The following is a 21,992-nucleotide window of genomic DNA, read 5'->3' as shown; positions in this document are numbered from 1 at the left end:
CCTGCCTGTGGGGTCGCGCGTCGCGGGGGCTCAGGCGCCGCCCGATTCGCTCCCCGAGGTGAACCGTACCTGGAGAAGGCCGTCGCGGAGCACGGCGCCGGCGATCTTCCTGCGGGCCAGCGCGGCGGGCAGCGCGAGGACGCGCCGGTACGGCCCCGCGGTGACGATCAGCTCGTCCCCCTTGCGGGCCAGGTCGACGTCCTCGCGGTCGGCCCCGGGCAGGGCGAGGGTCAGCTCGTCGGCCGTCAGCCGCAGCGGCGGCTCGACCGCGGGCGGCGCGAACGGGTCGCTCTCGCCGTAGAGCCGGGCCCCGACGTCGGCCAGCGCGTCCTTGCCGACGGGCTCGGCCGGCAGGTACGGGACCACGTGGACGGGCAGCGGCGCGAACGACTCCTCGGCCTCGGCCAGCAGCCTGGACTGCGCCGACACCCACTGGGCGCGCCACTCGTCGGCGCCCTCCGCGGGGAAGACCCGGTTGGCGATGACGGCGTCGACCCGGTAGCCGTACAGGTTGAGCGAGGTGAGGGTGCGCCTGGCCTCGGCGAGCACCACCGCCTCAGGCGTGAGCACCAGCCGGACGGACGCGTTGTCGCCGGTGAGCAGCTCGCGCACCTCCATCAGGCCGCGGTGGAAGCGCTCGCCCGCGTCGACGACCTGGTCGCCGGGCGCGCTGACGTGCGCGACGCCGCGCACGAACGGCGCGACCAGCCTGACCAGCCTGCGGCCGAGCGGCAGCAGCCTGGTGACGTGCCAGTCGAGCGCCTCGGGCAGCGCGAGCAGCCGCAGCGTCTCGGCGGTGGGCGCGCAGTCGACGACGATGACGTCCCAGCGTCCGGCGCGGGCGTGCTCGCGCAGCTCCAGCAGCGCGATGATCTCCTCGGCCCCGGGCAGGACGGTGATCTCCTCGGAGGTGATCTCGTCGAGCCCCAGGTCGGTCAGGACGCCCCTCGCGTACTCCTGCAGCTCGCCCCAGTGGCGCTCCAGGGTCCGCTGCGTGTCGACCTGGTGCAGGTGCAGGCCGGGCGCGACCTCGCCGGGCGGGACGCCGAGCGCGTCGGCCAGCGAGTGGGCGGTGTCGGTGGAGACGATCAGCGTCTTGAGCCCGCGGCGGGCCGCGAGCGTGGCGGTGGCGGCGGCCGCCGTCGTCTTGCCGACGCCGCCCTTGCCGGTGAAGAGCAGGACCCGCGGGCTCACCTCAGCGGCCTTCGACGCGCTTCTTGAGACCCTTGAGCGCGGTGTCGACGATCACTTTCTCGGCCTTGCGCCTGATCATGCCGATCATGGGGACCTTCAGGTCGACCGTGAGCTCGTACGTCACGTCGGTGCCCCTGCCCGCTTCGGCGAGGTGGTAACTCCCGCGCAGGTCGGCGACCATGGCGCCGGGTTCGACCACCTTCCAGCTCACGCCGTCGTCGCCGAGCCAGGTGTAGCCCAGGGTGTAGGTGTCGCTGATGACGCCGGCGTCGAGGACGAAGCGGACGGTCTCGGGCCGGCCCTCCGCGTCGGTGGTGCGGACGTCGGCCTGCTTCACCTGGCCGGCCCACTCGGGGTAGGAGGGGAAGTCGGAGATGACCGCCATGACGTCGGCGCGGGAGGCGTCGACGGTGATGCTCGAGGAGGTGCGATCAGCCATGCGACCACGTTAGTGCAGAAACCGCTCCCCGCGGTGGACCGGCCGGGCCGCGCTCACCACTCCAGGACGAAGGGGACTCCCCTGCCGCGGAAGTGGCCGACGTTCACGCACTCCGTCCTGCCGATGCGGGTGCGGGCGGCCAGCGGCTGGTGGACGTGGCCGAACAGGGCGTAACGCGGCTGGGTGCGCCTGATGGCCTCCAGGGTGGCCTCGCTGCCCCGCTCGAACCGCCTGGCCACGACGTCGTAGAGCAGTTCGGGCACGGCGGGCGGGATGTGGCAGCACAGCACGTCCACCTCGCCGACCGCCTCGACCTTGGCGGCGAACTCCTCGTCGCCGATCTCGTTCGGGGTGCGGTAGTCGGTCTTCAGCCCGCCGCCGACGAAGCCGAAGCGCAGGCCGCCGATCTCCGCCACCTCGCCGTCGAGCACGCGGTGGCCGGGGCGCAGGTAGTCGGACCACAGCCGGGGGATGTCGACGTTGCCGTACGTGAGGTAGGCGGGCGCGGGCATGGCGGCGAACAGCTCGGCGTACTGGGCGCGGACGTTGCGCTCGATGTGCTCGCGCGGGTCGCCGCCGAGGCTCGCCCACAGCTCGGCCGACATGGCCCTGGCCTCGTCGAAGCGCTTGGCGGTGCGCAGCGCGATGAACTCGCGGGCCCGCTCGGCGCCGAACAGGTCGGCGAAGATGCCCTGGGCGTGGTCGTCGTAGTCGATGAAGAGGATCAGGTCGCCGAGGCAGACCAGCGCGTCGGCGCCGTCGCCCGCGCGGGCCAGCGCCTCGGCCCTGCCGTGAACATCGCTCACCACGTGGACCCTCATGGGGGAATCCTACGAGTGGTGGCTGCTAGCGTGATGAATGCCCTTCATAACGCCTCAATGACGAAGCTACCGGTGCGTAACTTAAGCCGGTAGCGTCCAGGCGGTCCCCGAAGAGGAGTTGAGTCGTGCGCGAGTACAGCGTCCCCGTCCTGGTCGACGTGCCTGCTTCCGCGAGCCTGCCCGACACCGTGTTCAGCCGTGCCGAGCGCGAGCCCGGCACCGTCGTCATGCGCAGGAAGACGGCCGGGGGCTGGCCCGTCGTCACGGCCGGCGAGTTCCGCGACCAGGTGGTCGAGGTGGCCAAGGGGCTGATCGCGGCGGGCGTCGGGCACGGCGACCGGGTCGCGCTGATGTCGCGCACCCGCTACGAGTGGACCCTCGTCGACTACGCCGTCTGGACGGTCGGCGCGGTCACCGTGCCCGTGTACGAGACGTCCTCGGTCGACCAGGTGCGCTGGATCCTGTCCGACAGCGAGGTCAAGGCGGCGTTCGTCGAGCTCGACGCGCACGAGCAGACCGTCCGCGAGGCGGCTCCCGACCTCAAGGACGTCTGGCGGATCGACGCCCCGCTCCCCGCCGGCGACGTCACCGAGGCGGCCGTCGAGGAGCGCAGGAAGGCCGTCACGGCCTCCGACCTCGCCACGATCGTCTACACCTCGGGCACCACCGGCCGGCCCAAGGGCTGCCGCATCACCCACGACAACCTGCTGTTCACCGCGCTCAACGTGCTGCGCGGGCCGCTGGAGCCGCTGTTCATGGGCAAGGCCCCGGCGGCGCTGCTGTTCCTGCCGCTGGCGCACATCTTCGCGCGGATGATCCAGGTGGTGCTCGTCGAGGCGGGCGCGATCATGGCGCACACGCCGAACATGAAGAACGTCGCGCCCGACCTGCAGGACTTCAAGCCGACCTTCCTGCTCGGCGTGCCCCGCGTGTTCGAGAAGGTCTACAACGCCGCCGAGCAGAAGGCCATCGCGGGCGGCAAGGCCAGGATCTTCGCCCGCGCCGTCGAGGTGGCGGTCGCCTGGAGCAAGGCGGAGAGCGCGGGCGGCGCGCCGCTCGGCCTGCGCCTGCGCCACGCCGTGTTCGACCGGCTGGTGTACGCCAAGCTGCGCCAGGCCACCGGCGGACGCCTGTCGGCCGCCGTGTCGGGCGGCTCCGCGCTGGGCGAGCGGCTCGGCCACTTCTTCAAGGGCGTCGGCATCGAGGTCTTCGAGGGGTACGGGCTCACCGAGACGTCCGCCCCCTGCTCCGTCAACATGCCGGGCGCCAACAAGATCGGCACGGTGGGCAAGCCGCTGCCCGGCGTGTCCATCCGCATCGCCGAGGACGGCGAGATCCTGGCCAAGGGCAGGAACATCTTCCACGGCTACTGGAAGAACGACGCCGCCACGGCCGAGGCGGTCGACCCCGAGGGCTGGTACCGCACGGGCGACGTGGGCGAGCTCGACTCCGACGGCTACCTTCGCATCACCGGGCGCAAGAAGGAGATCCTCGTCACCGCCGCCGGCAAGAACGTCGCGCCGGGCCCGCTGGAGGACGCCCTGCGCGCCCACCCGCTGATCTCGCAGGCGATGGTGGTCGGCGAGAACCGGCCGTTCGTCGGCGCGCTGGTCACGCTCGACCCCGAGGCGCTCGACCAGTGGAAGGCCGCCAACGGCCGCGCCGGCGCGACGCTCGACGAACTGCGCGCCGACCCGGCGATCCTGGCCGAGGTGCAGGCGGCGGTCGACCGCGCCAACGCGCCGGTGTCGCACGCCGAGCAGATCAAGAAGTTCGCGATCCTGGGCGTGGACCTCAGCGAGGAGACCGGGCACCTCACGCCCACCCTCAAGATCAAGCGCAACCTGGTGATGCGCGACTTCGCCGACGACGTCGAGGAGCTCTACCACCCCACCGCGTGACCCCTCGTGCGGCGGGCCTCACGCCCGGCTCGGCGCGGGGGTGAGGCCGGGCGGCCCCAGCAGCGCGCGGAAGCGGGCCGCGACCAGGTCCCACGCCCACTCCCTGGTGACCCAGTCGCGGCCGGCGGCGCCCATCTTGCGCGCCCGCTCCGGGTCGCCCAGCAGGTCGGCGAGCGCCTGCGCGATCTCCTCCACGTCCTCGCCGTCGACCACGAGCCCCGTCTCGCCGTGCCGCACCGCGTCGGGCGCGCCGCCCGACGCCCCGGCCACCACCGGCAGGCCGGTCGCGGACGCCTCCAGGAACACGATGCCGAGCCCCTCCACGTCCACGCCGTTCCAGCGGGTGCGGCACGGCATGGCGAACACGTCCGCCGCAGCGTAGTGGCCGGGCAGGCTCGCCGCCGGCACCGTGCCCGCGAACCTGATCGACTCCTGCCCCGCCGCCATCCGCTCCAGCGTCCCCCGGTACGGGCCGCCGCCGACGAACAGCAGGACCGCGTCGGGCACCGCGCGCAGCACCCTGGGCCAGGCCCTGATGAGCTGGTCCTGCCCCTTGCGCGGCACCAGGCGCGACACGCACACCACGACGGGACGGCCGGCGAGGCCCAGCGCCGCCTTGGCCGCCCCCGGGTGGAACTGCTCGACGTCCACGCCGGGCGCGAGCCTGACGAGCTTGGCGGGCGGGATCGCCGCCGTCAGCCGCGCGCGGGTGTACTCCCCGAGGTAGGTCACCACGTCCGCGCCCGCGCCGATCCTGCGCAGCGCCGAGCGGAACAGCGGCGCGCTCGCCCACGACGCCTCGTGGCCGTGCGTCAGCATGACGATCCGCCGCGCTCCCGCCGCGCGCATGCGGGGTGCGAGCAGGCCGAGCGGGGCGGCCGCGCCGAACACCACCGTCTCCGCGCGGTGCTCGGCCACCAGGCGGGCCGCCCGGCGGGCCACGGCGGGCGTGGGCAGCATGAGCCGCGTCGGGTGCCGCGTCACCGGGTACGGCTGCCGCCGGTCGAAGGCGGCGCACCCCGGCCAGGCGGGCGCGTAGACGGCCACGTTCGGCGTGCGCAGGGCGAGCCCATGCACGAACGACTGGATGCCGCCGGGTCTCGGCGGGAAGTCGTTGGTGACGACGAGCACGCGCGGCGCGTCGGGGCCGCGGGACGCCGTGCCGGTCACGGCTCGGGGACGCCGTTCAGCTTCGCCCACGAGCGGGCCATGGCGATGCGCTCGGGGGCGGAGGGGTGCGACGCGTAGAGCACGTACTCCACCGGATCGGGCGACAGGTCGGAGATGTTGGTCAGGGCCAGGCGCTTCTGCATGGCCACGAACGTCGCCGGGTCGCGCGTCAGGTCCAGGGCGTGGGCGTCGGCGCGCGCCTCGACGTGCCGGCTGATCAGGTTCTGGGCCGGGCCCGACGCGACCGTCGCGAGGCTCAGCAGCCCCATGAGCAGCGCCACCGCCCGCGGGTCGCCCGCCGACGCGACGCCCGTGCGCCGCCGCAGCAGGCCGAAGACCAGGAACAGCAGGATCGCGCCGAACCCGGCGCCCAGCCCGCCGACCAGCGTGCCGTAGAGCACGTCGTTCTTCTTCGCGTGCCCCAGCTCGTGCGCCACCACCAGCTCGACCTCGGTCTGCGGCGCCTTCAGCAGTGTGTCGTACACGACGATGCGCCGTGTCGCGCCGAAACCGGACACGTACGCGTTGAGCGCGGTCGTCCTGCGTGAGGCGTCGGCGATCAGGACGTCCTCCACCGGCACGCCGTCGCGTTCCGCCATGGCGAGCAGGTTCGCGCGCAGGGCGCCGCCGCGCATCGGCGTGAAGTCGTTGAACAGCGGCTCGAACACCACCGGGTAGACGAACGACGCCGCCAGCGTGAACGCGAACGCCCCCGCCGCGGCCGGGATCCACCAGCGCCGCACCTTCCTCGTCAGCGCGACCAGCACGAGCAGCATCACGGCGAGCAGGGCGGCGTTGACGCCGATGCTCTTCAGCCGGTCGGCGCTCCAGGACGCCCAGTCCTGGGTGGACAGGCCGTAGTCGCGCAGCACCGTCTCGAACCAGACCCCGAGCGGCCAGCGCACGGCCTCCACGACCGCCGTCAGCGCGACGACGCCCAGGATCACCCGCAGCCACCAGGGGCCGCGCAGGCGTCCCAGCAGCCGGGCGCCCAGCGGGGTGGCGACGAGCAGCCCGGCGAAGACCACGGTGAGAGCCAGCGAGAGGTAGGCCGGCAGGCTGGTGGCCGCGTCGAACGCCGCGGACCGCGCGATCTGCGCCGCCGTGAAGTCGCGCGCCGCGTCGGGCGCCACCGGCGGCGCGCCCTCGGCGAGCACCCGCCACGGCGTGGTCAGCGCCGCCACCGCGGCGATCGCCGCGCCCAGCAGGACCAGCGCGACGCCGGCCTGACGGCGCAGCCGCCGGTCGCCCTCGCCCTCGGGCGCCGGGGACGCCGGCCTCGGCGGCTCGGGGTGTCCCCGCTGGTCGTCCTCGTGCGTCGCCACACCTCCACCATGCACCAGGCCGCCGGAGGACGGGCGCGACGGGGACGCGGCCCCGGCCTCCTCGCCCTCCTGCGCGACGCCCTCCGCGTCGTGCCGCTCGCTCATCTGCCTCTCCTTCACCCGAGCTCGTCCAGGACGTAGCCGCGCCAACCGGCGGCCAGCGACCCGGCGGTGAGCCCCGCCGACGCCAGCGCCCGGTCCACGCCGTGCGCCCGCGCTTCACGGTAGAGCCTCACCAGGGTCTCCTCGCCGTACGACGAGGCGATGAAGCGACACGCCAGCCACGCCTCCTGGTACGCGCGGGCCAGGCGGGCGGGGTCGCCGCCGCCCGGGGCGAAGTCGTGGGGGCCCGGCAGGCCGCGCGGCGGGCGTCCTGCCCGTACCTCGGCGGCCAGTTCCGCGGCGGCCACGGGCGCGGCCAGGCCCGCGTCGCGGTAGCCCACGTAGTCGGCGAACCCCTCGTACAGCCAGGGAGGCAGCCCTCCCGTGCCCGCCGCGGCGTGGGTGAGCTCGTGGGCGAGCACGACGTCGCGTCCGGTGGGGGTCAGCCGCGCGAACGTCCCGGGGACGACGATCACGCGCCCGCGGTCGGCGACCGCCGCGAGCCCGTCGAGCCCGGCCGCCCCTGCGAGCCCGGCCAGCCGTCCGGCCTCCGCGGCGTCTTGGGGGACGATCACCAGCGCCCGTACCGGCTGCCGCAGCACGGCGGCGACCCGGCCGGCCGCCAGGTCGGCGCGGCGCGCGAGGTCGTCGAGCAGGTCCGGCGCGGTGCCGTGGCCGACGACGACGGACGCCCGCCCGCGGGCGACGCCGGTCTGCCCGCTCCAGAGGTTCTGGACGGCGGCGGGCAGGGCGGGAACCGCCACGGGCGCGCTTCCAGCGGCCAGGACGAGCGCCAGACAGGCCGCGGCACGGGCCGCACGGGCCGCAGCACGGGCCGCGGGCTGGGTGGTGAGCGCGTTCCTCAGCCCGGCCGTGACTCTGCTCCTGGCGGGGCGCGGGCTCACCGACACGCTGCCCGAGCCTAACGGCCTCCGGGACCCGGCAGGGCCCCGGCACGGCGACGCCCCCGCCCCGGGGGAACGGGGGGCGGGGGCGTGGAGGAGGCCGGCGGGGGGGACGCCGCCGTCACAGCCCCGGGCGGACCGCTCCGACGAAGGACCCCTTGCGCCACCGGCTGAGCTTGTCGACGCGGACCCGCTCGCCGGTCCTCGGCGAGTGGATCATCTTGCCGTGCCCGACGTACATGCCGACGTGGCCCAGCCCGCTGAAGAACATCAGGTCTCCCGGCCGCAGGTCACGCCAGGACACCTTGTGCCTGATGCGGGCGAACTGGCTGCTCGCCACGCGAGGGATCTTCACGCCGGCCTTCTTCCAGGAGTACTGGACGAGCCCCGAGCAGTCGAACGAACCGGGACCGGTGGCGCCGTACCGGTACGGGTCGCCGATCTGGCGCCGCGCCACGGAGACGGCCTTGCGCGCCCTGGTCGTCTGACGAGCGAGCCTGGCCGTCTTCCTGGCCTTGGCGGACGTGGCGGTCTTCCTGGCGGACGTCGTGGCCGTCGTACCGGCCCGCGTGGCCGACGAGGCGTCGGCCGTGGTCGTGCTGTCGGCCGTGGCTACGGATGCCGCGCTCGCCGACGCGCCGGACACCGTTCCCGTCTCCGCCCGTGCCGCCGGGGCGTGGAGCGCGAGTCCTCCCGCGGTCACGGTCATCGTGAGCGCGCCGAGGGCGAGACGGGACAGGCGGGGGTTGTGCACAGAGGTAGACAGGATTTCTCCTCGGGTCTTCCACCGACGCCTACCGGGTTAGCTGACGGGTTCGGGCCGGGAAGTAGCCCTACGGCGCAGGCGCGCCGATTCACCCCTGATCCCGCGTGACGGGATCCCTGGGTCCCCGGCTCCGTGCCTCATGGCTGCACGGATTCGGCAGGCCACCGCCTCGTGGGGTCGTGCTCGAGGGGATGGGGCGGTGGCCGACGGATGTTCGCCGCGACGTGGCGTGCCGCTGCGACGCCAGAAGGTACGACGAAAGGTCACGGACCGGCAAAGGCCGATGGCGCCTGTAAGGATCAGATAAAGATCGGAGTAAAGAGGGAATCCGCTGCTGGACGCCGAAGCGCCGTTACCGAAATGTGACCCTTCTCACAATCTGCGAGACACCCCCCTGTCAGGGGTTTTATGTCACGTTTGTCACGCTTTCCGCGCACGCCACAGCGCAAGCTCATCGGCGTGCACGGGGCTCCGGAGGACACCCGGAGGGCGCCCTCATCGCAGGGGCGCGGGATGACATGAAGCCGGGGCTTCCAGGGGCTGTCCTGAATGACGCAGGCGTCAGGGGCGGACGGCGCCGACGAGGCGGCCGCCGTACGACGAGAGGGTGGCCACCTTGACCACGTCACCGGTCTGGGGCGCGTGAACGATCTTGCCGCCGCCGGCGTAGATGCTGACATGCCCCAGCCCCTCGCTGAAGATGAGGTCGCCGGGCTGGAGCTGGTCGAGCGGCACCCGCCGGCTGGCGCCCCAGGCCCACTGCTGCCAGGTCGTCCGGGGCAGCGACACACCGCCGGCGCGCCAGGCCGCCTGCGTCAGGCCCGAGCAGTCCCACCCGCCCGGCCCGGTGCCGCCGTACACGTACGGCTTGCCGATCTGCGCGTACGCGAAGGTGAGGACGGCGGCGGCGTTGCCCGAGGCCGGGCCGGTGTACTTGATGCCGGTGCTGTTGGGGTTGCCGGCCCGGTACGCGCCGAGCTTCTTCAGCAGCTTCTTCTGCTCGGCGATCAGCTTGAGGATCTCCGAGCGCTCCTTCTCGACCTCGTCGCGTTCCTTGTCGGCGGCGGCGAGGGCGTCCTGCGCGTTGTCGCGCTCGGCCTTGAGCCCCTGGTTCTCCCTGTCGAAGGCGACGAGCTTCTCGGCGCGCTCCTGGGAGAGCTGCCCGGCGAGCGCGAGTCCGCTCAGCAGGCTGTCGGGGTTGGGCGCGCCCATCATGGCGGGCCAGGAGGTGGGGTCGGTGCCCAGCTTGTACTGGTCGACGGCCACCGAGACGACCTCGGAGCGCAGGGCGGCCACGGTGGCCAGCTTGGCCTTGTAGCGGTCGTCGAGCTTGGTGTAGGCGCGTTTGGCTGCCTTGTGCCGCTCGGTCGCCGTGTTGTAGCGGTCGACGACCTTGTCGGCCTTGTCGTTCAGCTTCTGCAGCTTGGCCTTGGCCTGATTCAGCGTCGGCTTCGGATCGGCGAGGGCCCCACTCGTCGTGGCGAGCAGCAGCCCGATCGCGAGACCCGTGGCCACCGGCACCCGGCCAATCCTCACAGCGTCGCCTCCCAGGGATTACACCTGGGGCGAAATAGTACAGAAGTGGCGAGTGGGGTCTGGCCCAAACCGCCAATTCGTAATCTAGGCCCGGCCGAGCCGGCGCAGCAGCAAACCAGAGGGAACCGGTCTGGCTCCCATGCGCCGTACGGACTCGGCGACCTCACGGTCGGAGGAGACCACGGCGATGGCGCGTCCGGGCGGCTCGGCCCGTACGAGCTGGCGGATGAGGTCGTCGGCGATCTCGCCGGGCGCGCTGAACAGGACGCGCACCCCCCGGGGGGCCACGACCTGCACCGGGGCGTTGAGCTCGGCCCCGTCGAACACCACGGTCACCTCGACCCTGGTCTGCGCGACCAGGCCGCCCAGCCCCGTCATCAGCCGGGTGCGCTGGTCGGCCAGGGTGAGGGTGCCGTAGCCGGTCTTGGTGACGTTGTAGCCGTCGATGATGAGGTGCACCTGGGGCAGCGCCAGGAGCTGGTCGAGGAGCTGCGGGTCGTCGTCGGCCAGCGCGCGGGCAGGCACCCCGCGCACTCCTGGACGCTCCCCGGTGACGGCGGCGACGGAGTCGGCGGGCCTGCTGATGGTGGTGGGCAGGGCCAGCTCCCTGCGCAGGCCGGCGGAGGCGTCCTGCAGGGCGTCGAGCAGCACCCTGATACGGGCCTCCTCGATGCTCCTGCCCTCGCGCGCGGCCCGGCGCGACGCCTCCAGCTGCCGCTCGGCGTCGGCCAGCCGCTCGCGCAGCCGGCGCAGCTCGGCCTCCCCCGCGCTGCCCGCGCTGAGCGCGGCGGCCCTGGCCTCCTCGGCCGCGTGCTCCATCTCCTCGGCCCTGCGCTGGGCGGCCTTGGCCCGCTCGCGGGCCTCGTGGAGCTTGCGCCGCAGGTCGGAGTTCTCGGCGCGGGCCTGCCTGATCTGCTCGCGCAGCCGGTCGGACTCCTCCTTGGCGGCGTTCTTCTGCGTGGCGAGCTGCTCGCGCAGCCGCGAGACGACCTCCTCGCGCTCCGACCCCTCGGCCACGCTGGCGGACTTCTCCAGGTCGGTGCGGGCCATCTCGATCATCTCGGCCCATCCCGGCGGGCGGATGAGGTACGCGGCCGCGGCCACGAGCACCGGATCGGCGGCGGGCGGCACCTGCCCGTCGGACAGCGAGGCGACCAGCTCGGGCCAGCCCGACTTCACCGACTCCGCGACCAGCTCACGGAACTTCTTGTCGTTCTCCAGCTGGGCGGCGATCGGGGCGCCGCCGAGCTTGGCCCTCTTGCGCGGGTCGAACTTGGCGATGCCTCTCAGCGGGGCCGGGATCGAGACAGCGGGCATCGCCCCGAGGACTTGAGCCGCCAGGTCGACCACGTTGAGCCGTACCTGCTCGGGAAGCGGGCGAGACAGGCCTTCACCCGCTGAACTCATCCCACTTGTCCCTTCGTGACATGGCCTTTCAGACAAGGGTACGGCTGCCGCGTACCGGACCGTAACGGCCACCCTCAAAGTGGACAAGCGCTTGGTTGGGAGTATAAGGGGACGTTCTCACCCGCTCGCGTCGTAGACCAGCAGGGCGATCTGGACCCGGTTGTTGAGTCCGAGCTTGGTCAGGATGCGCGAGACGTGCGCCTTGACGGTGGGCACGCTCATGAACAGCGCCCGCCCGATCTCCGCGTTCGAGCTGCCCCGGCCGACGGCCAGCGCCACCTCCCTCTCCCGCTCGCTGAGCCGGTCGAGCAGCGTCCGCGCCCGCTCGGCCCGGTGGCCGCGCCCGCCGTCGGAGACGTGCGAGATGAGCTGGCGCGTCACCACCGGCGACAGGATCGGCTCGCCCGCCGCCACCCGCCTGATCGCGTCGACCAGATCGGCCGGCGCGATGTCCTTGAGCAGGAACCCCGCGGCCCCGGCCCGCAGCGCCCGCAGCACCTGGGCGTCGGCGTGGAACGTCGTCAGCACCACCACCTCGGGCGGCGACGGCGCCGCGCGCAGCGTCTCGGTGGCGGTGAGGCCGTCGACGCCCGGCATGCGGATGTCCATGAGCACCACGTCGGGACGGCGCGCGGCGACCAGCGGCGGCACCTGGGCGCCGTCGCCCGCCTCCCCCACGATCTCGATGTCGCCCGTCCCGCCCAGGATCATCGACAGCCCAGCCCTGACCAGCGCGTCGTCGTCGACGAGCAGCACCCGGATCGGCGCCTGCGCAGGCGCGGTCATCTCTCCTCCTCATCGCGGTCGGCGGGCCACGGCAGCCAGGCCCGTACCAGGAAGTCGCCTTCGGCGGTGGGCCCGTGGCCCAGGCTGCCGCCCGCCAGCTCGGCCCGCTCGGTCAGGCCGATGAGTCCGGCCCCCGCGCCGGGGACGCGCGCGCCCTGCCGGACGGCCAGCGGGTTGCGCACCTCGACCGACAGGCCCGTGCCCGGGGCGCCGGACACCGTCACCGTGACCGGCGCGCCCTGCGCGTGCTTGCGGGCGTTGGTCAGCGCCTCCTGCACGATCCGGTACGCGTTGCGGCCCAGCCCGTCGGGCGCGGCAGGCGCGACCTCCACGCCCAGCCCGTCGGGCGCGGCAGGCGCGATCTCCACGCCCAGCCCATCGGGCGCGGCAGGCGCGATCTCCACGCCGGGCCCGTCCGGCGCGGCGGACGGGACGTCCAGGTCCAGCCGGACGTCCATGCCGGCCTGGCGGCACTCCTCCACCAGCGCGGGCACGTCGGCGAGCGTCGGCTGCGGGCGGTCGGGCACCGTCTCGTCCTCGTCCCCGGCCGCGTCCGCGGCGGAGCCGGTGTGCCGCAGCACGCCGATCACCTCGCGCAGGTCGCGCAGCGCCAGGTGGGCGTTCGCCCTGATCGCCCCCGCCGCCCTGGCGATCTCCTCGACCGGCGCGTCGGGACGGAACTCCAGCGCCCCAGCGTGCAGGCTCAGCATCGACAGGCGATGCGCGAGCACGTCGTGCATCTCCCTCGCGATGCGCTCGCGCTCCAGCCGCCGCGCCTCGCCGGCGGCGGTGAGCGCGCGCTGCCGCAGCGACCAGACGAGCTGCCGCCTGGCCCTGACGACGATGCCCCACGCGAAGACCGCGAGCAGGATGGCCGCGCCGAGGGCCATCGCCGGCATCGGGCCGCCCAGCGTGTTGTCCGGCCTGAGCAGGACGAACGGCACCAGCGTGGCCAGGTTGAGCAGCGCCACCGGGCCGGACACGCGGAACGGCCGGTGCACCGCCACGGTGAACAGGCCGACCAGCGCCGCCCCACCCACGAGCTCCAGGTACGTCGAGGCGACAGTGGTGACGACCGCGAGCGCCACGGGCCACCTGCGCCGCAGCCACACGGCCGCGCACGACAGCACGCCCGTCACCTGCTCCACCGCGAGGAGCGGCTCGGGCTGCCCGCGCATCTCCTCCACGGTCAGCAGCGCCACCAGGCACGCCAGCACGAACATGAGCGTGTCGACGATCCAGTCGCGGGTGGAGCGGCGCACCGGGCGGCCGTCGCCGCCGTCGCCGAGCAGCACCGAGGGCAACGCCCAGCGGTACTCGTGGTCGCCCGCGTCGGCCGGGCCGCTCCTCACCGTCACATGTCACGAGCCTAGGGCCACCACCGGCCCCGCCGACAGCGACCAAAGTCGATCCCGGCGTCAGCCCTCGGGCGGACGCCGGGCGACGGCGCCCGGCCAGCCCCGTGGTCCCCCAGGGCCTGCCCATGCCCCCTGCCCTCGGCAGGCATGACCACGCGACGCTGTCGCCCGGGGCGGCCCTGGTGCAGCGCCGGCGGGAGGACGATCACCGACCTCACCCTCGACCTGGCACCCGGCGAGCGGGTCGCGCCGCTCCGGTCGCCGCGCCGATCGCCTGGGCGACCTCCCCCGGGTGCGTCAGCTGGGGGTGGTGTCCCGCGCCGGGGACGACCGTCACGGTGGCCCGCGGCAGCGCGTCCAGCAGCGCGCGGCCCTCGGTCGTGAGCGGGTCGTCCGCTCCGACGACGACGTGCACCGGCCCCTCGTACCGCCGCAACGCGACCACGAGCTCCTCCCGCCACCGCCGTCCCGCCGCGGCGGCCAGCAGCCGGGCGGCCGTGCCCGCGACCCCCGCCCGGCGCAGGTCGGCGACGCTGCCGCGCAGCGCCTCCGCGTGCCCGGCGTCGCCGGTGAGCCTCCTGGACAGCGCCTGCGGGCTCACCAGGCGCAGGTACCGGCGGGTCAGGGGCGCCCACCGGGCGGCGCCCCCGGCCGGCGCCTGCAGGAAGAACGGCGAGACGAGCGTGAGCCGCTCCACCAGGCCGGGACGCGCCGCTGCCGCCGTCACGGCGGCAGCCGCGCCCACCGAGTGCCCCACCAGGTGGCGGGCGCCGGTCCCGGTCACGAGCGCCCCCGTCCAGTCCGCCCACACGGCGGGGCCGCCGCCGCTCATGCCGAGCCCCGGCAGGTCGGCGACCCGGGCGTGGCCCAGCGCCGCGGCGACCGGCGCCCAGGTGTCGGCGCTGACCGGCAGGCCAGGCAGCACCACCGTGGACGCGCCATGCTCGCCCAGCTCGCCCACCTCGAACGTCCGCACCCCGGCGACCGTCGTGAACCGCCGCCGGCCCTCCGCGGCGTCCCCGAACCGGTACGCCGCCAGGTGGTCGGCCCAGGCGAGGATCGACCGGGTGACGTCCGGCGTGGACAGCCCGTGGCGGGCGGCGAGCTCCCGCGCCGGCGCCGTCGGGTAACGGTCGCCCGACAGGAACGTCAGGGTCTCGGGGTCGGCCCCGGTCAGCCGGCGGGGCAGCCGCCTGAGGAGGGCCACGGGGATCCGGGCACGGGGCGGTCTCACCCCGTAGTGGTCGGCGACGAGCGCGAGCAGGCCGGGCAGCGCCGGGGTGGCGTCGTCCAGCACCCAGTACGCCGCGCCGCGGGTGGCGTCGTCCGGCGGGAGGAGGGTCATGAACCGGGCGAGGTGGTCGGCGGTCACCACGGGCACGAACGTCGTCCCGTCCCCCGGCACCGCCCTCAGCCTGCCCCGCCACAGGTCCTTCAGGGTCGCCGCCAGGCCCAGGTACTGGTCGGACTCGCCGGTGACGCTGTCGCCGATCACGCTCGACGGGTTCACCACCGACCAGGGCAGCCCCAGCCGCTCCGACTCGGCCGTGAACACGGCGTCCGCCTCCACCTTGGACGCCTCGTACGCGCCGAGCGCCGCGTAGGCCTCCCGCCGGCGCTCGGCGCTCCACGGCACCAGCGCCGGGTCCTGCCCGCCCACGCGGTAGCCGGAGACGTGGACGAGGCGGCGCAGCCGCGGCAGCTTCGCCGCGAAGGCCACGACCGCGAGGACGGTGCCGACGTTGGCCCGGTGGGCCTCCTCCGCCGTCATCCCGAACCGGTAGGCGCCCGCGCAGTTGTAGACCTCGGTGACGTCCTGCCACTGCTCCGGGTCGCCGAGGAGCGGCGACCCGGCCTCGAAGTCCACCCGCAGATCGGCGGGGGGCCGCCCGTGCCCGCGCTCCTCCAGCCACCGGGCCAGCCGCTCGTACGATCCGCGGCTCCTGCCGGCCGTGCTGACCCGCACGCCGGCCGCCCCGAGGGCGAGCACGAGGTGCCGTCCGACGAGCCCGGTCGCCCCGAAGACGAGCGCGTGCCGCTCCGCCGCGCTCACGGGGTCGCCTCGCCGCTCCGGCGGCCGTCCAGGAGGACGGCGAGGGCGTCGGCCGCGCAGCGCAGCGGCTCGTCCGACCGCTGGGCGCGCGAGACGATCATCGCCCCTTCGACCGTGCTGACCACGGCGGTGGCCAGCGCGCGGGCCTCGGCCGGCCCGTGCCCGCGCGCCGCCAGGAACTCGGCGACGGGCGTGATCCAGGAGTCGAACGCGCTCGCGCAGGCCGCCCGGAGCCGCTCGCTCTGGGCGCCCATCTCCAGCGTGACGACCGAGACCGGGCAGCCCAGCGTGTAGCCGCTGCCGGACAGCATCCCGGCCAGGACGGCGACCACGCGGCGGATCACCTCGCCCGCGCTGCCCGGCTCCAGCGTCGCGTCGGCCAGCAGGGAGCGGAAGCGGTCGGCCGCCAGCTCGACGGCCTTCTCGCCGAGCGCCTCCTTGCCCTCCGGGAAGTGGAAGTACAGCGACCCCTTGGGCGCGCCCGCGTGCTCCACCACCGTGTTGAGACCCGTGCCGCTGTAGCCCCGGGCCTGGACCAGTTCCAGCATGGACTCCACCAGCCGCGCGCTGGTCCGCGCGCCTTTGTTTCCCACCATGCGGTCAATAATAGACCGGTCTATATATTCTGCTGTCACGGGGGCGCCCGCCGTGGTCCTCCGCCGCCGCCGGGGAGCCGCCTGAGCCGTGCGCGAGGCCCCCTCAGGGGCTCCCGGGGCGGTTCAGCTTCCGGCCGGCTGCCTGGCCAGCTCCGCGACATACGCCCTGGCCATGTCCAGCGCGCCCGCGTTCGCCTGCTTCTCCGGCAGCAGCACCGCCTTCGGCGAGTTCGTCGGCTCGTCCTTCGGGCGGTCATGCCCGGAGAAGTCCACCTGGACGACCGTCGCGCCCTTCAGCACGAGCACCGTGCCCGACGCCGCGAACACCTCGCCCCGCCTGATCCTCGCGTACTGGCCGAACGCGTCCTCGCCGAGCCCGTCGATCTCGACGATCCTGCCCCAGGTGATGCCGCCGATCGACGTGCCCGCGGTGCCCTTGAGGCTGCCGCGCTGGCCCACGAAGTACGCCTTCGCCGCCGGGGCGTCGAGCTCGCCCGCCCGGTTCGTGAACCGGTGCGTCGTGATCAGCACGCTGCGGATCCTCGCCGTGTCGCCGTCGGCGATCTCCCTGTTCAGCCAGCGGCACTCCGTCTGGCTGTCGTTGCCCTGCTCCAGCCCCCTGGCGCGGGGCGTCGGGCTCGGCACGAGCCGCGTCGCCGCCTCCGTCACCGCCTGGCAGGCAGGCGGGAACGCCGCCAGGACCGTCGCCTCCGGCGTCGGCTCCGGGGTCGGGGACGAGACGGACTCCTTCTTGTCCGGCTTGGCCAGCACGCCCGGGTTGCGGGCCTTCCACGCGGCCACGCCCTTGGCGAAGTGCGGGATCAGCCGGCTCACCTCGCGCAGCGCGTTCTCCTCCGTGACCGACTGCACGGTGTCCGTGGACAGGATCTCGGCGTCCTTGCGCTGCTGGCTCGCCTGGAACCGCACCGAGATCGTGAAGTCGTCCACCCGGCCGAGCGCCTCGCCGAACGACAGCCAGGTCAGCTTGCCCGTGCGCTGCCAGGTGTACTGGGCGAACGCCCCCTCACCCACACCCGGGATGTCCCTGACCTTCGACTGGTAGAGCTTCTCGTCCTCCTTCAGCCAGGTGGGCTTCGCCGTCGCGCCGTACTCCGCGCCCTGCCGCTCCACCTCGAACGAGTTCTGCGCCATCGCCCTGCCGGTCTTCGCGCCGTCGCCGACGTGCTGCTCGACCTTCACCTCGACCAGCCTGCTGCGCCGGTACTCGCCGTACGAGATGTTGTCGTTGGCCCAGCTGCACGAGAAGACGACCGTGTACTCGTTCTCCCTGGACGCCCCGCTCACCTTCGCGTCCGGGACGAGCCGGTCGGCCTCGTCCTTCGGCAGCATCGAGCAGACGTCCGGACCGGCGGCGGCGCCGGCCGCGGCGGGGGACTTCGCGGCCGTCCTGCCCGCGGGCGACGTCGCGCCGGTCTTTCCGCCGAACACGACGTACGCGCCGACGCCGCCCGCCGCGACCAGCACCACGAGGGCGGCGGCCAGAGCGGGCATCGCCCAGGGCCGCCTGCCCGGTGCGGACCCGGGAGGCGCCGGCCGCCCAGGAACGGTCGGAGGCAACCCGGCCCCACCGTCCTCCACGCCACCGCGCCCCTCAACCCCAAGGGGAAAGCCGCCCCGCCCCCCACCGGGACCGGGAAAGGCCCCCTGCGCCCCCTCCGGAAGGGGCCCGTGCGGCCCGCTCGGAAGGGGCCCCTGCGGCTCGCCCGGCGGCCAGGCCGGGAAGGCGCCCTGCGGCCCGCTGGGCGGTCCGCCGGGAAAGGTCCCCTGCGGTCCGCTCGGGGGCCCGCCGGGAAAGGCCGCCTGCGGTCCGCTCGGCGTCGGCGTCGGCGACCAGGGGCCGGTGGGCGGCCCGACCCGTGCCGGGCCACCCGGTTGCGGGCCCGCCGCCGCGGGAGGCATCCCGTGGGGGACGCCGGGCGGCGCGGCGGGGGGCGGCCCGTGGAACGCAGGGCCGGGGGTTCCGCCGGGCATCCCGGACGGACCGGGCGGCCCCGCAGGAGGCCGTCCGTACGGCGTTCCCGGCGGCCCGGACGGCCCCGTAGGAGGCCCAGGAGGCGTCGCGGAAGGCGCGTGCGGCCCTGACGACGGCCCGTACGGCGTCGGAGCGGGCCCGGATGGCCCGGCAGGAGGTCCGCACGGCGTCGGAGCGGGCCCGGATGGCCCGGCAGGAGGTCCGTACGGCATCGCGGGAGGGCGCGGCCCCGGGGACTCCTGCGGCGCGGGCGGGCGCTCCGGCTGCGGCTCGAACGCGCGCTCCGACGGAGGCTCGAACGCGGGCTCGGGTGGGGGCTCGGCCGAGCCGCCCGGCATGGCGTACGGGTGGGTCGGCGGCTCGTACTCGCTACCGGGATTCACGCGGGACTCCTGGGGATTGCCCTGACTTGCGGGGGAACATGCTAGTCATCGCTCATGCAAGTCGCTCGCGACTCGGACATTTCACCAACACGTCCGGTGGACAGGAACGGCCCCGGGCCGGTCACCGCGTGAGGGACGTCGCCACGAGCCGGGCTCCCGACAGGGCGGGCCCCGGGTCCCCCGCGTCCTTGGACGGCGTGTCCTCCCGCCGCCAGACCACCTCGGCCAGCACGTTGCTCGTACGGAGGAGCACCCTGCTCTCCGCCAGCCCGCTCTCGGTCGAGGTCAGCGAGAGCCGGAAGTAGTCCTGCACGAACGCCGCCTCCCCGATGCCCTGCTCGTCCCTGACCGCGCTGTACGTCTCCCGCAGCTGGCTGCCCTGCGCGCCCGCCCTGGTGGAGCGTTCGCTGGCGAAGCGCCGCTGCGCGACGGCGGGCGCGCCGAGCCCGCCCGCCGGCCGCTCGGCCCAGACGCGGATGATGAGCTTGCGGGCCCTGCGCTGCTCGGCGGGCGTGGCCCACTCGCACTCGCCGGGCTTGGTGGGCGCGCGCCTCGGGGCGGCCACACCGATGATCTTCCCGGCGTCCGCGCCGGTGAGGAGCGCGCACGGGTCGGGCGCGGAGGCGAACCTGCCGGTGTCGCCGGTGCCGCGCAGCGCCGTGACGCCGTACCAGCCGCCCGCGCCGAGCAGGACGACGGCGGCGAGCACGGCGGGCAGCAGCCACCCGCGCCGCCGCGACGCCGCCCTTCCCTCGGCCGCGGCGGCGAGCACCTGGCGGACCTGGGCGGGGCCCGGGCGGTCGGCGGGCCGCTTGGCCAGCATCGCCATGATCAGCCTGCCCAGCTCGCGCCCGGCCCTGGAGGGGAACGGCGGCTCGTGCAGCAGCACCGCCGCGGCGACCGCGGCGGGGAGCTGGCGTTCGAACGGCGCCCTGCCCTCCACCGCCGTGTACAGGCTCGCCCCGAGCGACCACAGGTCGGAGGCGGGGCCGGACGGCTGCTCGTTCAGCCGCTCCGGCGCCATGTAGCCGGGCGAGCCCGCGGTGCCGGACCTGTCGCCCTGCCCGCCGAGCGGCGCGGCGATGCCGAAGTCGGTGAGCATGGCGGAACCGTCGGCGTCGATCAGGATGTTCGCCGGCTTGACGTCCTGGTGGAGCATGCCGTGCGCGTGCGCGACCTCCAGCGCCGACAGCACCGCCAGCCCGGCCCTGGCCACGAACGCGGGCGGCAGCGGCCCCGACTCCCTGATCACCTTGTCGAGCGACCGGCCCGCGACGAGGTCCATGATGATCCACGGCTGGTCGCCGTCGAGCACGACGTCGTGCACCATGACGATGGCGTGGTCGCGCAGCCTCGCCGCCGACCGCGCCTCGTGGATGGCCCGCTGCGTGAACTCGGCCCGCTCGTGCGGGGTCAGCCCCGGAGGCACCCGCACCTGTTTGACCGCGACCTCGCGGCTGAGCATCAGGTCGGCGGCCCGCCACACGGTGCCCGCGCCGCCCTCGCCCAGCCGCTCCACCAGCCGGTACCGCCCGGCCAGCACGTACGAGCCGTCCCCACCGCCGACGCCGCCGGGCCCGCCAGGACCGCCGGGACCGCCCCAGCTCCCTGTGCCGCCCGCACCGCCCCAGCTCCCTGTGCCGCCCGCACCGCCCCAGCTCCCTGTGCCGCCCGCACCGTCCCAGCTTCTTGTGCCGTCAGCCCGCACTGCGCAACGCCTGCTCGATCGCCCGTGCCGCCCGCAGCGCGGTCTGCTTGACCTCCTCGTCGGTGGGCCGGTTCATGAGCGTCGTGTACTCGACGCTCACCACCAGGTTGGCCAGCCGGTAGTAGACGACCGCCGAGTGGACGCGCTTCGTCGAGCCCGTCAGCTCGAACGCGAACCCCTCCTCCCCCAGCCCGCTCACCGGACGCACGGGGGTGCGCTTGGCCTTCCGGGAGTCCTTCACCCCGATCTCCGGCCACGTCCAGTCGATGTCGTCGTACCGGCCCCAGCGGCGCTGCTGGTTGGCGAGGAGCGTGTGCGCCGACTCGGGCGTCATCGACCACGGGTCGACCGTGTCGGAGTCCTTCTGCACCTGGAGCTCCACGCCCGTCTGCGGCACGGCCCAGCCGCACTTGGGGCCCACCTCGTCGGAGCTGGGGTCGGCCTTGGGCGGGCTGGCCGTGCGCAGGATCGCGCTTACCTCCTCGGCGGGGAGCAGCGTGCAGACGTCCATCGGCACGGTGAACGCCTCCGGCACCGCCTGCTCACGTACGCGGTACACGATGAGACCCGCGGCGGCCACGGCCGCCGCCGCGACCACGGCGACGCCGGTCCAGAGCAGCGTCCGGCCCCTGCGCCTGACCCGGCGGGGCGCCGTGGCGTCGGCGGCGAGCGGAAGGCGCGGATCCTGGCCCGCCGCGACCTGCCTGAGCGCCTCCACCATGGAACGCGGGTCGGGACGGGCGGCCGGGTGCCTGGCCATCATCGCCGCGATCAGCGGCCCGAGCGGGCCGGACGCCGTCGGCACGGGCGCGGTGAGCGTCGCCTTGATCCGCTCGGCCGCCGTGCCGGGGTAGGGCGGGCCGCCGGTCACGGCGACGTACAGGGTGGCGCCGAGCGACCACAGGTCGCTCGCGGGGCCGCCCGGCTCGCCGTCCAGCCGCTCGGGCGCGATGAAGCCGGGCGAGCCGATCATGAGGCCCTGCTCGGTGAGGGTCGCCTGGCCCTCCTGCCTGGCGATGCCGAAGTCGGTGAGCACCACCCTGCCGGCCTCGGTCAGGAACACGTTGCCCGGCTTGACGTCGCGGTGCTGCAAACCCTGCGCGTGCGCGGCCGACAGCGCCTCCAGCACGTCCGCGCCGACCCTGGCCGCGTACGGGTGCGGCATCGGCCCGAAGTCGCGGACCGTGTCGCCCAGCGTCCCGCCCCGCAGCAGCTCCATGACCAGCCACGGACGGTCCTGCTCGACGATGACGTCGTGCAGCGCCACGATGCCGGGGTGGCGCAGCCGCGCCGTGGCCTGCGCCTCACGCACGGCCCTGGTGACCAGTTCCTCCCGCTCCCTGGACGGGAGGCCGTCGGGCAGCGTCAGCTCCTTGACCGCGACCTCGCGCTGGAGCATCTCGTCTCTGGCCAGCCACACCTTCCCCATGCCGCCGCTGCCCAGGGGGCGCAGCAGGGCGTAGCGGCCGGCGAGTCGTGCGGACATAAGGGGAAGGGTAACTAAGGATCATCTCGGATGGTTATCCGAAGCCCTCGCCCCCTCCCTCAC

17 protein-coding genes and 1 riboswitch are annotated in these 21,992 nt (G+C 74.5%); of the genes, 1 reads left to right on the top strand and 16 read right to left on the bottom strand.

Going from position 1 to position 21,992, the window contains the following annotated elements:
* Positions 1 to 30 precede the first annotated feature (30 nt).
* The 3 genes from BMX74_RS09895 to BMX74_RS09885 are packed head-to-tail and all read right to left on the bottom strand — an operon-like array spanning position 31 to position 2,454.
* Positions 31 to 1,194, bottom strand: coding sequence for an ArsA family ATPase (locus tag BMX74_RS09895; protein ID WP_091099811.1), 1,164 nt, complete (start codon positions 1,192 to 1,194; stop codon positions 31 to 33).
* 1 nt (position 1,195) lies between these two features.
* Complete coding sequence (locus BMX74_RS09890; RefSeq protein ID WP_055503199.1) at positions 1,196 to 1,633, bottom strand: SRPBCC family protein; 438 nt, start codon at positions 1,631 to 1,633, stop codon at positions 1,196 to 1,198.
* A gap of 53 nt (positions 1,634 to 1,686) precedes the next feature.
* On the bottom strand, positions 1,687 to 2,454 hold the full coding sequence (locus BMX74_RS09885) for a metallophosphoesterase family protein (protein WP_055503200.1): 768 nt from the start codon (positions 2,452 to 2,454) through the stop codon (positions 1,687 to 1,689).
* Positions 2,455 to 2,579: 125 nt separating this feature from the next.
* Here BMX74_RS09885 and BMX74_RS09880 point away from each other — a divergent pair, with 125 nt between their 5' ends.
* A complete protein-coding gene (locus tag BMX74_RS09880; protein ID WP_091099808.1) occupies positions 2,580 to 4,355 on the top strand; it encodes an AMP-dependent synthetase/ligase in 1,776 nt (591 codons plus the stop codon).
* Positions 4,356 to 4,373: 18 nt separating this feature from the next.
* Here the strand turns inward: BMX74_RS09880 and BMX74_RS09875 are convergent, their stop codons facing one another.
* The 13 genes from BMX74_RS09875 to BMX74_RS09815 all read right to left on the bottom strand — a co-directional run bounded on the left by BMX74_RS09875 (position 4,374) and on the right by BMX74_RS09815 (position 21,929).
* Positions 4,374 to 5,525 (bottom strand): glycosyltransferase family 4 protein, encoded by a 1,152-nt coding sequence (locus BMX74_RS09875; protein WP_055503202.1) that lies wholly within the window; start codon positions 5,523 to 5,525, stop codon positions 4,374 to 4,376.
* The gene (locus tag BMX74_RS09870) at positions 5,522 to 6,955 is read right to left on the bottom strand and encodes a M48 family metallopeptidase (RefSeq protein ID WP_091099806.1); all 1,434 of its coding nucleotides are present in this window, start codon (positions 6,953 to 6,955) and stop codon (positions 5,522 to 5,524) included. The genes BMX74_RS09875 and BMX74_RS09870 overlap by 4 nt, the downstream gene beginning before the upstream one ends.
* Positions 6,956 to 6,966: 11 nt before the next feature.
* Entirely contained in the window at positions 6,967 to 7,863 is an 897-nt protein-coding gene (locus BMX74_RS09865) for a hypothetical protein (RefSeq protein WP_143078611.1), read from the bottom strand.
* 115 nt (positions 7,864 to 7,978) lie between these two features.
* On the bottom strand, positions 7,979 to 8,611 hold the full coding sequence (locus BMX74_RS09860; protein WP_256256856.1) for a C40 family peptidase: 633 nt from the start codon (positions 8,609 to 8,611) through the stop codon (positions 7,979 to 7,981).
* 26 nt (positions 8,612 to 8,637) lie between these two features.
* Positions 8,638 to 8,782: riboswitch (cyclic di-AMP (ydaO/yuaA leader) on the bottom strand.
* A gap of 402 nt (positions 8,783 to 9,184) precedes the next feature.
* Positions 9,185 to 10,144 carry a C40 family peptidase gene (locus BMX74_RS09855; protein ID WP_091099801.1) on the bottom strand — a complete coding sequence of 320 codons (960 nt, stop codon included), beginning with the start codon at positions 10,142 to 10,144 and terminating at the stop codon, positions 9,185 to 9,187.
* 99 nt (positions 10,145 to 10,243) lie between these two features.
* Positions 10,244 to 11,566 carry an NYN domain-containing protein gene (locus BMX74_RS09850; protein WP_055503205.1) on the bottom strand — a complete coding sequence of 441 codons (1,323 nt, stop codon included), beginning with the start codon at positions 11,564 to 11,566 and terminating at the stop codon, positions 10,244 to 10,246.
* 117 nt (positions 11,567 to 11,683) lie between these two features.
* Entirely contained in the window at positions 11,684 to 12,352 is a 669-nt protein-coding gene (locus BMX74_RS09845; protein WP_091099799.1) for a response regulator, read from the bottom strand.
* Positions 12,349 to 13,710, bottom strand: coding sequence for a sensor histidine kinase (locus BMX74_RS09840; protein ID WP_256256855.1), 1,362 nt, complete (start codon positions 13,708 to 13,710; stop codon positions 12,349 to 12,351). The genes BMX74_RS09845 and BMX74_RS09840 overlap by 4 nt, the downstream gene beginning before the upstream one ends.
* Before the next feature lie 214 nt (positions 13,711 to 13,924).
* Entirely contained in the window at positions 13,925 to 15,763 is a 1,839-nt protein-coding gene (locus tag BMX74_RS09835; RefSeq protein ID WP_055503208.1) for an alpha/beta fold hydrolase, read from the bottom strand.
* Positions 15,760 to 16,359: a TetR/AcrR family transcriptional regulator gene (locus tag BMX74_RS09830; protein WP_063792006.1), complete on the bottom strand. Its 600-nt coding sequence runs from the start codon at positions 16,357 to 16,359 to the stop codon at positions 15,760 to 15,762. Before BMX74_RS09830 ends, BMX74_RS09835 begins: the two co-directional genes overlap by 4 nt.
* Positions 16,360 to 16,482: 123 nt before the next feature.
* On the bottom strand, positions 16,483 to 17,871 hold the full coding sequence (locus BMX74_RS09825) for a hypothetical protein (protein ID WP_055503209.1): 1,389 nt from the start codon (positions 17,869 to 17,871) through the stop codon (positions 16,483 to 16,485).
* A gap of 985 nt (positions 17,872 to 18,856) precedes the next feature.
* Positions 18,857 to 20,443: a serine/threonine-protein kinase gene (locus BMX74_RS09820; protein WP_143078610.1), complete on the bottom strand. Its 1,587-nt coding sequence runs from the start codon at positions 20,441 to 20,443 to the stop codon at positions 18,857 to 18,859.
* Positions 20,433 to 21,929, bottom strand: coding sequence for a serine/threonine-protein kinase (locus BMX74_RS09815; protein WP_055503211.1), 1,497 nt, complete (start codon positions 21,927 to 21,929; stop codon positions 20,433 to 20,435). The genes BMX74_RS09820 and BMX74_RS09815 overlap by 11 nt, the downstream gene beginning before the upstream one ends.
* Positions 21,930 to 21,992 lie beyond the last annotated feature (63 nt).

The sequence above is a fragment of the Nonomuraea pusilla genome, assembly GCF_900109355.1.
Classification (GTDB): Bacteria; Actinomycetota; Actinomycetes; order Streptosporangiales; family Streptosporangiaceae; genus Nonomuraea; species Nonomuraea pusilla.
Note: the sequence above shows the minus strand (reverse complement) of the source record. Positions and strands in the feature narration are given on the sequence as shown.

Bases quoted from the DNA above. Each gene is read 5' to 3' on its own strand.
- BMX74_RS09845 (WP_091099799.1), bottom strand. From the start codon at position 12,352: ATGACCGCGCCTGCGCAGGCGCCGATCCGGGTGCTGCTCGTCGACGAC.
- BMX74_RS09850 (WP_055503205.1), bottom strand. From the start codon at position 11,566: ATGAGTTCAGCGGGTGAAGGCCTGTCTCGCCCGCTTCCCGAGCAGGTA.
- BMX74_RS09890 (WP_055503199.1), bottom strand. From the start codon at position 1,633: ATGGCTGATCGCACCTCCTCGAGCATCACCGTCGACGCCTCCCGCGCC.
- BMX74_RS09825 (WP_055503209.1), bottom strand. From the start codon at position 17,871: ATGCCCGCTCTGGCCGCCGCCCTCGTGGTGCTGGTCGCGGCGGGCGGC.
- BMX74_RS09885 (WP_055503200.1), bottom strand. From the start codon at position 2,454: ATGAGGGTCCACGTGGTGAGCGATGTTCACGGCAGGGCCGAGGCGCTG.
- BMX74_RS09870 (WP_091099806.1), bottom strand. From the start codon at position 6,955: ATGAGCGAGCGGCACGACGCGGAGGGCGTCGCGCAGGAGGGCGAGGAG.
- BMX74_RS09830 (WP_063792006.1), bottom strand. From the start codon at position 16,359: ATGGTGGGAAACAAAGGCGCGCGGACCAGCGCGCGGCTGGTGGAGTCC.
- BMX74_RS09815 (WP_055503211.1), bottom strand. From the start codon at position 21,929: ATGTCCGCACGACTCGCCGGCCGCTACGCCCTGCTGCGCCCCCTGGGC.